At 38.4% G+C, this 12,549-nt stretch carries 14 protein-coding genes and 1 other annotated feature; all 14 genes read right to left on the bottom strand.

What is annotated here, in order from left to right; genetic code table 11:
- Positions 1–207: 207 nt before the first annotated feature.
- Positions 208–1,518 (bottom strand): solute carrier family 23 protein, encoded by a 1,311-nt coding sequence (locus V7124_RS00620; protein WP_335411751.1) that lies wholly within the window; start codon positions 1,516–1,518, stop codon positions 208–210.
- 167 nt (positions 1,519–1,685) lie between these two features.
- Positions 1,686–2,222: a bifunctional pyr operon transcriptional regulator/uracil phosphoribosyltransferase PyrR gene (gene pyrR, locus V7124_RS00615; protein ID WP_335411753.1), complete on the bottom strand. Its 537-nt coding sequence runs from the start codon at positions 2,220–2,222 to the stop codon at positions 1,686–1,688.
- Between the two features lie 175 nt (positions 2,223–2,397).
- Positions 2,398–3,309 (bottom strand): RluA family pseudouridine synthase, encoded by a 912-nt coding sequence (locus tag V7124_RS00610; protein WP_335485014.1) that lies wholly within the window; start codon positions 3,307–3,309, stop codon positions 2,398–2,400.
- Entirely contained in the window at positions 3,281–3,772 is a 492-nt protein-coding gene (gene lspA, locus V7124_RS00605) for a signal peptidase II (RefSeq protein ID WP_335411757.1), read from the bottom strand. The genes V7124_RS00610 and lspA overlap by 29 nt, the downstream gene beginning before the upstream one ends.
- Before the next feature lie 78 nt (positions 3,773–3,850).
- The gene (locus V7124_RS00600) at positions 3,851–4,147 is read right to left on the bottom strand and encodes a hypothetical protein (protein WP_335485011.1); all 297 of its coding nucleotides are present in this window, start codon (positions 4,145–4,147) and stop codon (positions 3,851–3,853) included.
- 146 nt (positions 4,148–4,293) lie between these two features.
- Positions 4,294–7,065 carry an isoleucine--tRNA ligase gene (ileS, locus tag V7124_RS00595; protein WP_335485008.1) on the bottom strand — a complete coding sequence of 924 codons (2,772 nt, stop codon included), beginning with the start codon at positions 7,063–7,065 and terminating at the stop codon, positions 4,294–4,296.
- A gap of 73 nt (positions 7,066–7,138) precedes the next feature.
- Positions 7,139–7,379: a binding site (T-box leader), on the bottom strand.
- A gap of 50 nt (positions 7,380–7,429) precedes the next feature.
- Complete coding sequence (locus tag V7124_RS00590) at positions 7,430–7,945, bottom strand: DivIVA domain-containing protein (protein ID WP_179597292.1); 516 nt, start codon at positions 7,943–7,945, stop codon at positions 7,430–7,432.
- An 87-nt stretch (positions 7,946–8,032) separates the two neighbouring features.
- On the bottom strand, positions 8,033–8,806 hold the full coding sequence (locus V7124_RS00585; protein WP_335485005.1) for an RNA-binding protein: 774 nt from the start codon (positions 8,804–8,806) through the stop codon (positions 8,033–8,035).
- A gap of 28 nt (positions 8,807–8,834) precedes the next feature.
- Positions 8,835–9,098 (bottom strand): YggT family protein, encoded by a 264-nt coding sequence (locus tag V7124_RS00580; RefSeq protein WP_335411768.1) that lies wholly within the window; start codon positions 9,096–9,098, stop codon positions 8,835–8,837.
- Between the two features lie 6 nt (positions 9,099–9,104).
- Complete coding sequence (locus V7124_RS00575; protein WP_335411770.1) at positions 9,105–9,542, bottom strand: cell division protein SepF; 438 nt, start codon at positions 9,540–9,542, stop codon at positions 9,105–9,107.
- Positions 9,539–10,231: a YggS family pyridoxal phosphate-dependent enzyme gene (locus V7124_RS00570; protein WP_335485003.1), complete on the bottom strand. Its 693-nt coding sequence runs from the start codon at positions 10,229–10,231 to the stop codon at positions 9,539–9,541. Before V7124_RS00570 ends, V7124_RS00575 begins: the two co-directional genes overlap by 4 nt.
- The gene (pgeF, locus tag V7124_RS00565) at positions 10,215–11,057 is read right to left on the bottom strand and encodes a peptidoglycan editing factor PgeF (protein ID WP_335411772.1); all 843 of its coding nucleotides are present in this window, start codon (positions 11,055–11,057) and stop codon (positions 10,215–10,217) included. The genes V7124_RS00570 and pgeF overlap by 17 nt, the downstream gene beginning before the upstream one ends.
- A gap of 73 nt (positions 11,058–11,130) precedes the next feature.
- Positions 11,131–11,400, bottom strand: a complete 270-nt coding sequence (locus V7124_RS00560; protein ID WP_335411774.1) for a YlmC/YmxH family sporulation protein — start codon at positions 11,398–11,400, stop codon at positions 11,131–11,133.
- A 105-nt stretch (positions 11,401–11,505) separates the two neighbouring features.
- A complete protein-coding gene (sigG, locus tag V7124_RS00555) occupies positions 11,506–12,285 on the bottom strand; it encodes an RNA polymerase sporulation sigma factor SigG (RefSeq protein WP_335485001.1) in 780 nt (259 codons plus the stop codon).
- Between the last annotated feature and the right edge of the window lie 264 nt (positions 12,286–12,549).

Here is a 12,549-nt window from a genome sequence, read left to right as displayed (position 1 = left end):
CAATATGGTAAGACTGTTTTCGAAACGATTGTTGTTAAAATCCTAAAGCAACAAAGTTTAAGAAAAGAGCCTTTGGTAAAAAAAGACCCTGATCTAATTGATCAGGGTGCAATTAATCGTACTAAGTCCATGAAGATACTGCATCCATGGCACTTAGTGTTACACCCTTATAGCCTCTCTGGGACTACTTTAAAAGGTTGATTTTCCTTATGCAGTTTTATGTTCTTTTTCTACTTTTTGTTCAAACATGTCTTCCTTAACTGGCTCTTTGCCTGGAAGGATTAGGTGTAAAAGGACACCCGCTATTGCGGCTAATGCCATTCCTTGAATTTGGAAGGACTCTGATACTTTAATAAAGGCACCGCCAATTCCGATCACAAGAATGACAGACGATATAACCAAGTTACGATTGTTTCCAAAGTCAATATTACTGTCAACGAGCATACGTAAACCCGATGATGCGATGATTCCAAAGAGTAGTATGGAGACACCACCCATAACAGGTGTTGGGATTGTACTGATTAATGCTGTTATTTTTCCGACAAATCCAAAGATAGTAGCAAGAACTGCTGCACCCGCAACGACATACACACTATATACTCGTGTAATGGCCAGCACTCCAATATTTTCACCATAAGTAGTCTTTGGAGGTCCTCCAATCAAAGCTGAGATGATTGTTGCTGTTCCATCCCCCAAAATGGAGCGGTGTAAACCTGGTTCTTTAATATAATCACGGCCAACGACTTTACTAAGTACGAGCTGGTGACCAATGTGTTCTGAAAGAGTTACAACTGCGACTGGTACCATTAATAGTGCTAAATCCCACGTTATTTTAACCTCGTAGCTTACAAAAGGGATAATGAATTCTGGCATTTGAAACCAGCTTGCTTCCAATACTGGCTTAAAATCAACGATTCCTATTGCAAAGGAGTAAAGATAACCAACGACAATCCCAGCTAAAATTGGAATTATACTCAACATACCGCGCATGTAGATGGTACAAATAATCGTTGTTGCTAATGTTACCAAAGCTGCCGAGAAGTGCAGCAGGCTATATTCACCTGCAGGGTTATTCATCGCCATACTAACAGCTGTCCCAGCGAGAGCTAAACCGATTACGATAATGACTGGACCGACAACAATCGGAGGAAGTAAATTCATAATCCAGCGGTGACCTGCTTTACTGATCACTAGTGCCACTATTCCATAAACCAAACCTGCTAAGAAGGCACCAATCATCGCTCCTCCTGGTCCGGCAGTTGCTTTTGCAGCTATGACTGGTGCAATAAAAGCAAATGACGAACCTAAGTATGCAGGTACTTGCCATTTTGTAATCATTAGAAAGGCAAGTGTTCCTAAACCACTTGATATTAAGGCAATTGCCGGGCTTAAGCCGACGAGATATGGAACGAGAATGGTTGCTCCGAACATTGCGAATAAGTGCTGTAAGCTTAATGTAATCCATTGGGTAGGTTTTGGAATCTCGTGTACGTCTAAGATGGGTTTGTTGTTGTTCATTTTGTCTCCTCCACAATCTTTTCATTTATTGTTAGTATTTTTTTCACAAAAAACCCTCTTTGTCTAGGAGTTTACAAAGAGGGTTTAGAATTGCCTTGAAAACAAAGTTTTCAGGCAGGATCCCCCCTTTTTCAGCCTCACAGGACTGGAATTAAAAGGGTTTCTATTTATTTTTCAAAGATACTCACTTGGTCTAGCTTGTCGACTTCAAGTAATTCAACGATTACTTTTTCACTACTTGAAGTTGGGATATTTTTTCCAACATAATCTGCTCTAATTGGAAGCTCCCGGTGTCCTCGGTCAACCAGAACGGCCAGTTGTATAACCGATGGTCGACCAAGATCCATAATGGCGTCTAAACCCGCTCTAACAGTTCGACCTGTATATAGAACATCGTCAACAAGGATCACTTTTTTATCTCTCAATTCAACAGGAATATCAGATCCCTTAACTAGAGGATTTTCTGTTTTCTTCGTTAAATCATCTCGGTAAAGGGTAATGTCCAATTCACCAACAGGAATTGATTTGCCTTCAATTTCTTCGATTTTGGCTGCAAGCCTCTTCGCAATGAAAATTCCTCTGGTTCGAATACCTACCAGAACACAATCTTCAATCCCTTTATTTTTTTCAATAATTTGGTGGGATATTCTAGTTAATGCTCTACCAATAGCTTGCGTATCTAGCACTACGGCTTTTTGGTTCATAATCATCACCTGCCTATTATAATAAAAAAACCTCTCACCTTGAGGTGAGAGGTACGAGAGCATGTTAGTATGGGCATAAGTATCCCATCTAATTAATCCGTTCCTTCTCAGCCTCACAGGACTGATTTAAAGGCATATTTAACTGTTGTAATCGTACTTTAATTCGACAAATATGTCAATGATTATTTCGTAATTGTTCTAAAACCTCATCAAATTCTCTTGGTAAGGGAGCTTCGAATTCTACGTATTCGTTGGTTCTCGGGTGGTTAAACCCAAGGACTCCAGCATGTAATGCTTGTCCATTTATATCAAGTGTTTTCTTAGGACCATACTTTGGATCCCCAGCTAGCGGGTAGCCAATATACTTCATGTGGACACGAATTTGGTGTGTTCTGCCTGTCTCGAGTTGGCACTCCACAAATGTAAAATCCTTAAACCTTTCAATTACATGGAAATGAGTAACGGCATGCTTTCCATTATCCACAACGGTCATACTTTGTCGGTCTTTTGTATCTCTTCCAAGTGGTGCATCGATTGTTCCAAAATCATGCGGGATTACCCCATGAACAATGGCTCGATATTTTCGAGTTACTGTTTTTTCCACTAATTGATTAACAAGCTTTTCATGAGCCATGTCATTTTTAGCCACCATGAGAAGACCTGAGGTGTCTTTATCAATGCGATGAACGATCCCAGGGCGTAGAACACCATTTATCCCTGATAAATCCTTACAATGGGCCATTAAGCCATTAACAAGTGTACCTGTCAAATGACCTGGAGCAGGGTGAACGACCATTCCGCTTGGTTTATTAACCACTAATACATCCCTATCTTCAAAATAGATTTCCAAATCCATCTCTTCAGGAATAACATCTAATAGTTCAGGGTCTGGAATGGTAATCTCAATTTGATCGTTTAAACTGCACTTATAATTTGTTTTTATCTTTTGTCCATTAACAAGAACATTTCCTTCTTTTATCCATTGTTGAACTTGCGTTCGTGACCATTCTTCATCTAAAGTTGAAATAACCTTATCAATTCGATCACCTTTTTGTTGTTCAAGAATGATGTGTTCCATTTTCTCCATATGATTTCTCCTTTGTTCCTCGCTCATCACGCAGCATTTGAATCATTAATAATACTACGCCAATGACTAAAGCCGAATCCGCTATATTAAATACTGGGAAGTTATAATTGAAAATATACGTATGAATAAAATCAACAACTTCTTTACGAAGCACACGGTCAATAAAGTTACCTATTGCCCCACCAAGCATGAAAGCCAGGGCAACACCTAACAGCCATTTACCTTTCGCCTCTTTTTGAATGTAAAAAACGATCGCAATGATTACTATAATGGTAATTACGTAAAAGAACCACATTTGACCTTGCAAGATACCCCATGCTGCTCCCCGATTTCGATGAGAAGTAATATACAAGAAATTATCAACAACAGGGATACTTTCTCCAAGATACATTTTAGAGACAATCAGCCACTTCGTCACTTGATCTAAAAAAATAATAACAATTGCGATTAAATAATAAAACACTAAGGAATACCCCCATCTCATGCGTTGACTTTACCCTTAGCATTTTAGCATAATCTTGGACGAAACAACAATGAAAGGTTAGTAAAAGGCGGAAATAATCGGTTTCCTATAGTAGTTTTCTAAATCATCGGAATCCTTAGAGGATTTTATCGTTGGCATTATTTTCAAAAGATATTCGGGCAATGGTTCACCTGACATCTCACACTGACCAAAGTTGCCATGTTCTATCTTATAAATAGCGGATGAAATATCTGCAAGTTCATCCTGCAATATCGGGATTAACCAATCGTCTTGCTGTTTATTCTTTAATGATCTTAAAAGTTCTACTTGAGTTTTACGGAGTTCCCAAAACAGCTGTTCCTGCAATGCATTCATAGTTGTAACCTCCGTTATATTGATTTCTAATAGTATCTCCTAGTATCAACAAGTGAACCGGAAAAAGATTTGACAACCCCTACAACAATTAACGGAAAAGGTTAAAAATTGAAAAAACCCCATGATTTAATCATGGGGTTTTCTCTTTATGCTAAGTGGGAATAGTTCCCTTTAACTACTTCAGCACAGCGTGGGCAAAGTGTAGGGTGCTCACTGTCCTGACCTACTTCAGGAGTAACTACCCAGCAGCGTTCACAGATTTCGCCATCTGCTTTCGTAACAACAATGGCAGCCGTATCTAATTTAATTGCATTTTCAGGTGCTTGATCATAACTACCCGCAACTTCAAATGCTGAGATGATAAATAACTGTTGTACATTTTCATCAATGGAGTTTAACAAGTCTTTCGTATTCTCATTCACATATAAAGAAACCTTCGCCGTTAAAGATTTACCAATAACCTTTTGATTTCTAGCCTCTTCAAGTGCTTTTAAAACATCATCACGCAGCTTCATGAATGCAGTCCACTTCTCTTCTATGGCTTTTGCATTCGCAAGTTCCTGATACGCAGGCATATCGGTTAATTGTACACTTTCTTCTGAAACTGCAGGAATGAATTTCCAGACCTCATCTGCAGTATGAGGAAGAATTGGAGTAACTAACTTAGTTAATGCCACTAATGAATCGTAGAGAACCGTTTGGATTGCACGACGTTCATGGTTGTTAACAGCCTCAATATAAAGAACATCCTTAGCAAAATCAAGATAGAAGGAACTTAAGTCTAGAGTGCAGAAATTGTTAACCGCATGGTAAATTCCAGCAAACTCGTAATTTTCATAGGCATTTAAAGAATATTTGATCAGCTTATTTAATTTTACCAGCATAAATTGATCCACTTCACGAAGGTTTTCATATGAAACCCTATCGGTTGTAGGATTGAAATCGGATAAGTTACCCAGCAAGAAACGGAGGGTATTACGGATTTTTCGATAAACCTCAGCAACCTGCTTTAAAATAGCATCCGATACACGAACATCCGCCTGATAATCAACAGAAGCAACCCAAAGCCTTAAAATATCTGCACCTAATTGTTTCATTACCTTCTCAGGAACAACAACATTTCCTATTGACTTACTCATCTTTCTTCCTTCACCATCCAGGGCAAATCCATGGCTTAGTACACCTTTATATGGAGCTTTCCCTGTGACGGCTACAGCAGTTGATAACGAAGAATTGAACCAGCCACGATATTGGTCTGAACCTTCTAGATATAAATCAGCTGGTCTAACTAGGTCTTCTCTTTCTAGAAGTACGGCTTGGTGAGAAGATCCAGAGTCAAACCAAACGTCCATGATATCTGTTTCTTTTGTAAACAAACCATTCGGACTTCCCGGGTGCGTAAATCCTTCAGGTAGAAGGTCTTTTGCATCACGCTCAAACCAAATATTTGAACCGTATTCTCGGAACAAACCAGAAACATGTTCAATCGTTTCATCTGTGATGATTTCCTTACCACTTTCATCATAAAACACTGGAATTGGAACTCCCCATACACGCTGACGTGAAATACACCAGTCACCGCGGTCACGGACCATGTTAAATAGTCGGGTTTCACCCCAGGCCGGTACCCACTTTGTTTCTTTAACAGCTTCAAGCAGGTCATCACGGAAGTCTTTTATCGATGCAAACCATTGCGCTGTAGCACGGAAGATTACTGGCTTTTTTGTTCTCCAATCATGTGGATAGGAGTGAGTGATGAATGAAAGTTTTAAAAGCGCTCCAGCATCTTCTAATGCTTGAGAAATTGGCTTGTTGGCCGTATCGTAAAATAATCCTTCGAAACCAGGCGCTTCACTTGTCATTACACCTTTATCATCTACAGGGCAAAGTACTTCAAGTCCATACTTTTGACCAACTTGGAAGTCATCCTCCCCGTGTCCTGGAGCTGTATGAACGCAGCCTGTTCCAGCATCAGTTGTGACATGTTCACCAAGCATTAGTAAGGAGTCACGGTCATATAATGGGTGTGCTGCAAGAATATTCTCTAATTCATTGCCCTTTACCTTTTGGACAACAGCAGCATCTTCCCAACCAACTTCCTTCGTTACTGCTTCTAGAAGAGCTTCTGCTACTAAGTATTTGTTTCCATTTGCTGCTACAACTACATAGGTTAGGTCTGGGTGTACGGAAATTCCTAAGTTAGCTGGAATCGTCCAAGGAGTAGTCGTCCAGATGACAATTTGGACATCCGTATCAAGAACGCCTTTTCCATCTTTAACTTTAAAGCCAACATAGATAGAGGGTGACTTTTTATCTTGATATTCAATTTCTGCTTCTGCAAGAGCTGATTCACTTGACGGGGACCAATATACAGGTTTAAGACCTTTATAAATGTAGCCCTTCTTCGCCATTTCTCCAAAGACTTTAATTTGCTGTGCTTCATACTCAGGCTTAAGTGTAATATACGGGTTTTCCCAATCTCCACGAACGCCGATACGTTTAAATTGTTCACGCTGATTACTCACTTGTTCAAGAGCATATTTTGTACAAAGCTGACGGAATTCAGCAACCGTCATCTCTTTACGTTTTACTCCCTTATTTGTTAATGCCTGTTCAATTGGCAAACCATGTGTATCCCAACCCGGTACATATGGTGCATGAAAGCCGCTCATCGATTTGTAGCGCACAATAAAGTCTTTCAATACTTTATTGAGGGCATGACCCATATGAATATCACCATTTGCATATGGTGGGCCGTCATGGAGCACAAACATGGGACGTCCTGCAGTTCGCTCCTGAACCTTTTTGTAAATATTTAATTCCTCCCACTTTGCCTGAATCTCAGGCTCTCTTTGCGGAAGATTTCCACGCATTGGAAATTCAGTTTTTAGCATTAATAACGTATCTTTATATTCCATTTTTTTCATCCTCCTGTATTCCTATATAAACAGAATGGCCTTTTTTCCAAATAAAAAAACCCTCTCATCCCATAAAAGGGACGAGAAGGTTTTATTCCCGCGGTACCACCCTGATAGATAGTACAACTAGGTACTATCCTCTTGAAGATTCGTAACGTGAATAACCCGCCATAACTTAATCCTCTTTAAAAAAAAGTTTCAGTATGGGACTCAAGGGTGATCTTCCAATTCCTCTCTTTTACCAGGCTTCCACCATCCCCAGCTCGCTGCCAAAAGTTTATGAAAAATTGTACTGTCCCTGTCATTGCCATTTAACAATCTTTATAATCTATTAAGAAATTATATGCGAAATAATACCAATTCGTCAAGCTAAGGAATCTTCTTCCTCATGGATTTTAAGTTCTGTGGCGTCAACTTCATACTCTAATAGATGATCCCAGTCATCCGTGTTTAACATATCAAGCTGAGCTTCGATCAACATTTTGAAACGGGTACGGAACACTTTTGATTGCTTTTTCAAATCCTCAATTTCAAGAGCAATTTTTCTAGCTTTTGAAAGTGACTCATTTACAATCCGATCAGCATTCTTTTCTGCCTCTTTAATAATCAGCTTTGCTTCCTTTTGGGCATTTCTTTTTACATCTTCACCAGCTTCTTGAGCAATAATAATTGATTTGTTTAACGTTTCCTCAATATTTACAAAGTGACCAAGACGGTCTTTCATTTCATTTAAACGTTCTTCTATTTCTTTTTTTTCACGAAGGACTAATTCATAATCCTTTATGACTTGGTCTAAAAATTCATTTACCTCGTCCTCATCGTAACCACGAAAACCTTTGTTAAATTCTTTATTGTGAATATCTAACGGCGTTAACGGCATGATGCCACCTCCAAGAATCTTTCTTCTAAATATATGTATAAGCAAATATTCGACAAAGTTTTCAAATTCCCTGCTTAAATAATAAATTTATTTTTGCTTTCCGACAACTATTCGCCACTTATCCTTTTTTGTTCTACCTTCTATTGACAAAATTTTCACCCTGCCATAGCCTCTAGCTGATAACAAATCACCCTCTGCACATTCAAACGAATGATTTTCAATCGTTGTCCAGTTCACCTTTATCAATCCTTGTTGAATAAAAAGCTGTGATTTTTGCCTAGATATATGGTGAATACCTGAAATAATCGTATCAAGACGTAAGGATGAAACGGTTATGTCTTGCTCCATCCATACTTCATCTGTTGTAACAGCTTCCTCAAGTGCTAACTCTTTTAAGCGTATTGATGCCCTGCCAATCGATTCCAAATTAATTTTAATGTAGTCACTGATTTCTACTGCAATGAAAAACTGTATCCGTCCATCCTTGATAAGGATGTCGCCAAATTTCCCGCGTTTTAATCCTAAAGACATAAGTGAACCTAACACTTGTGGATGCTCAATGGAAACAAATTTAATCGGATAATCAATTTCAAAGAGATTAATTTGAAATTCCTCTTCAGTAGGAACCAAATAATCGGGCATGATTAATGCCCTTTTTCTTTCACTATTTGATATCCCGCCAAAAAGCTGAACCTTTACACTCCCATGCTCACCAATTAAAACCTTTAAGATATGCTGCTCTCTTGGATCTAGAAAATCGGTTAGTTTAGGTGAATAGCTGGATTCAACATAATCCTTCCAAGATAATACTTGATCAATAAATTCCCGTTCCTCTGGGCGAAAATGCTGATAAATATTCATGTTTGACTCCTTAGACCAATTGGCTAGATTAAGAAATTAAGCTTTGAATTACTCTTAAGCCATTAGGGGCAAAAGATAAAACCAAGAAAGCTGCTAAAGGAGAGAGATCCACCATCCCTAAAGGGGGAATAATTTTTCTAAAAGGCTCTAGAAATGGTTCACATAACTTACCAAGAATCGCTCCTATTTGTGAATCTCTCATATTCGGGAACCACGATAAAAGGATATAGATAATAAGCATCCATTTATAGATCCCAAGTAATTGGACCAAAACGTTAAAAATTATATCCATTTCTATCTACCACCTCGTATCTTGATATTCTTCTTGTTCCTTAATTAATTCGGAGATATTGCCGGATATCTCAACATTATCAGGGGTACACAAAAATATATTTGAGCCTACTTTTTGTATGTCTCCGCTTAATGCATAGACAGCTCCGCTTAAAAAGTCAACAATTTGCCTTCCTTCTTCATGACCAATACGCTGAAGATTCACAATTACGGCACGTCTGCTTTTTAAATGGTCCGTAACGTCTTGTGCCTCCGCATATACTCTAGGTTCTACTAAAATTACTTTTGCCGCTTTTTGTACACTCTGTAAACTTACAACATTTTGAGGCTTAGTTGGCTGCTTTTGAGGCTTTATCGGCTCTACCTTTTCATATTCATCCTGATTATTATCATCATAATCATCATCTAAAAAGAAAAATGTTTTTAATTTTGATTTAATCGTCATTTCTTTTCCTCCTCACCTGTTTCACCGACAAGTGCAGTTCCAATTCTAATCATCGTTGCGCCTTCTTCTATGGCAATACCAAAGTCATTAGACATTCCCATAGAAAGTTCATTACAAGGGGCAAAATCAAAATTGCAATTTTTTATTTGTTCACGAAGCTCCTTTAACTTTCGGAAACAATTTCGAAGTTGTTCTTCATCCTCCGTAAATGGTGCCATCGTCATTAATCCTGCAATGATAATATTTTCAAAAGGACGCAGGCTTTCGATGAAGTCCAGAACATCCTCTGGAGCTAAACCATGCTTTGATTCTTCTTGAGATACGTTTACTTGAACAAGACATTTCATTTTTTTCACTGCACGTTTGTTAATTTCCTCAGCAAGTGAAATTCGATCTAAGGAATGAATATATTCTACCTTATCAATAATATTTTTAACTTTACGTGTCTGCAGGGTTCCAATAAAATGCCATAAGGGCTTGTCCGCTAATACTTCCCACTTAGCCAAGAGTCCTTCATCACGATTTTCACCGAGATTTATGATCCCTGCATCCAACGCTTCTTGGGCTCTTTCAGTGCTGACATATTTAGTAACTGCAATCAGTTTCACCTCATCAGGAGCCCGATTTACCTTTTGGCAAGCATGACTTATTTGCTGTTTAATATGTAAGAGATTATCTGCTACTTTCATTCTGTTCTGAGGTCTCCTTCCATCCAATAAAACTTAACATCCTTCCCGTTTGTCCCTTATCTCGGCGGTGAGAAAAAAATTCAGATTGGTCACAGCTGGAGCAAAGTTTAGAAATGGTAATATTTTCTTCAGGAACCCCTGCCTTCAGAAGAATCCGTTTATTTATTTCCTTTAAGTCTAATGTATATTGACCATCACTAATTAAATTATATGGTTTTTTTTCGACATCTACTAGTGTATTTTCTACAAAGTTAATAACATAATCATTAACAATATAACATTTTTCACAAATTGACGGACCTATTGCTACTAGAATTTGATTCGCTGCAATCCCTTCGGCTTTCCAATGGTCGATCATTTTTTGTGCAATTTTATTTACCGTACCTTTCCAGCCAGCATGAGCAGTACCAATCATTTTATGTTCAGGAGAAATAAAAAAAAGAGGGACACAATCTGCATAGCATAATGTTAATAAAATCCCCTCTTCATTTGTGTAAAAGCCATCTGTCCCCTTAAAAGCATATTCATAGGAATCTGCCCCTGTCCCTCGGTCAGCCTTAGAAATTTTTCTGATTAGAGTATCGTGGGTCTGTTCTGCCCCTACCCATTGTTGAACAGGAAAGTGAATTAATTCGGCCAGCTTGTTCCTATTTAAACAAACTGCCTCATTTAGGTCTCCAACGTGAAAACCCATATTAAAACTTTCATAAATATTTTTGCTGCTGCCGCCTTTTTTTGTTGTTATGCCGGCAACAAGCCCAGGATACTGGTGTATCCAGTGGTTAATTGAAAAATAGGATTGATGATCATATACAAAGGGCTCCATATTCAACCTCTTTTGTTTTTTTCTAGTGTACCATGAATCGTTTAATTGGTCACCGTAAGATGACAATGATATCCTAACCTTCCATTTCCTCCGCGGACCTTTCTTCCATTAACTTGTATCTTACTAAGATTACATCCTGACCAATTTTAATAATATTTTTCCAAGGAATAATAATATCCTCTTCCCTCCCAAAAAAGCCCAGCACTTTACCGTTACCACTAACAATAACCGCTTCTATTTTACCAGTAGTAAGGTTAATTTCGATATCACCAATGTTACCTAGTTTTTTGCCATCAGATACATTTACAACATCTTTTATTTGAAATTCAGAGATTTTCACCATTTTTTCCCACTCTCCCACTATTTTATCCTTATAAGAATATATGATTTGTTTCGCTATTTTATCTGTAAATGAAAGAAAAAATAAAGCTGCCCTTGTAGGACAGCTTTAACTTTGAATATTTTTATTCATTTGTTTTATGGCAGCTTTCTCTAACCGTGAAACCTGTGCTTGTGATATTCCGATTTCATCGGCTACTTCCATTTGCGTTTTACCTTGGAAGAATCGTTTTCTTAAAATTAGTTTTTCACGTTCATTTAATCTCCGCATACCTTCTTTTAAGGCTATTTCTTCAATCCAATGGATATCTTTACTTTTCTCATCGCTTAATTGGTCCACCACATAAATTGGGTCCCCACCATCGTTATAGATTGGCTCAAATAGGGATACCGGGTCTTGAATCGCGTCTAATGCAAATACTATTTCTTCGTGAGGGACTTCCAATACTTTTGCAATTTCCTCCGCCGTTGGTTCCCGTGAAGTTTCACTCATTAATCGTTCCCTAACTTGAAGTGCCTTATAAGCGATATCCCTCAAGGACCTCGAAACGCGAATTGGATTGTTATCGCGCAGGTACCTGCGAATTTCGCCAATAATCATTGGTACGGCATACGTGGAAAACTTTACGTTTTGACCTAAATCAAAGTTATCAATCGATTTCATAAGCCCAATACAGCCAACCTGAAACAGATCATCAACAAACTCACCTCGGTTGTTAAACCGCTGAATGACACTTAAAACGAGTCGTAAATTTCCGTTGACGAGTTTTTCTCGTGCTGTAATTTCGCCCTCTTGCATTTGCCTGAAGAGTATTCGCATTTCTTCATTTTTTAATACAGGAAGTTTTGATGTATCCACGCCACAAATTTCAACTTTATTTCGAGTCAATCCCTTTTCCCTCCTCATAGGAGTTGCTGTACAAAAAACAGTATTTCCTTGAGCAGGAAAAATATGCACTTGTACTTTCCAAGGAATTGCCATGAAATTGTCAAAAGTCTGATGAAATCTCAATTTTTATAGATAACTTAGCAAGAAAAAATTTCTTTTTTCTTTTTTGTCTAGCTCCAGCGCCTAGCCCCTCGAGGTCATAAGCCAATCGCTTCGGAAGGCAAAAAGAGCGCCTTCTGTCAGCGCTCGTCTTACGCTTGTCGG

Source organism: Neobacillus niacini (genome assembly GCF_036961885.1).
In the GTDB taxonomy this organism is placed as follows: domain Bacteria; phylum Bacillota; class Bacilli; order Bacillales; family Cytobacillaceae; genus Neobacillus; species Neobacillus niacini_H.
The sequence above is the reverse complement of the archived record's forward strand: the minus strand, read 5'-3'. Positions and strand labels throughout refer to the sequence as shown.

Bases quoted from the DNA above. Each gene is read 5' to 3' on its own strand.
- V7124_RS00620 (WP_335411751.1), bottom strand. From the start codon at position 1,518: ATGAACAACAACAAACCCATCTTAGACGTACACGAGATTCCAAAACCT.
- pyrR (WP_335411753.1), bottom strand. From the start codon at position 2,222: ATGAACCAAAAAGCCGTAGTGCTAGATACGCAAGCTATTGGTAGAGCA.
- V7124_RS00610 (WP_335485014.1), bottom strand. From the start codon at position 3,309: ATGGAGAAAATGGAACACATCATTCTTGAACAACAAAAAGGTGATCGA.
- V7124_RS00600 (WP_335485011.1), bottom strand. From the start codon at position 4,147: ATGAATGCATTGCAGGAACAGCTGTTTTGGGAACTCCGTAAAACTCAA.
- ileS (WP_335485008.1), bottom strand. From the start codon at position 7,065: ATGGAATATAAAGATACGTTATTAATGCTAAAAACTGAATTTCCAATG.
- V7124_RS00590 (WP_179597292.1), bottom strand. From the start codon at position 7,945: ATGCCGTTAACGCCGTTAGATATTCACAATAAAGAATTTAACAAAGGT.
- V7124_RS00585 (WP_335485005.1), bottom strand. From the start codon at position 8,806: ATGAATATTTATCAGCATTTTCGCCCAGAGGAACGGGAATTTATTGAT.
- V7124_RS00580 (WP_335411768.1), bottom strand. From the start codon at position 9,098: ATGGATATAATTTTTAACGTTTTGGTCCAATTACTTGGGATCTATAAA.
- V7124_RS00575 (WP_335411770.1), bottom strand. From the start codon at position 9,542: ATGACGATTAAATCAAAATTAAAAACATTTTTCTTTTTAGATGATGAT.
- V7124_RS00570 (WP_335485003.1), bottom strand. From the start codon at position 10,231: ATGAAAGTAGCAGATAATCTCTTACATATTAAACAGCAAATAAGTCAT.
- pgeF (WP_335411772.1), bottom strand. From the start codon at position 11,057: ATGGAGCCCTTTGTATATGATCATCAATCCTATTTTTCAATTAACCAC.
- V7124_RS00560 (WP_335411774.1), bottom strand. From the start codon at position 11,400: ATGGTGAAAATCTCTGAATTTCAAATAAAAGATGTTGTAAATGTATCT.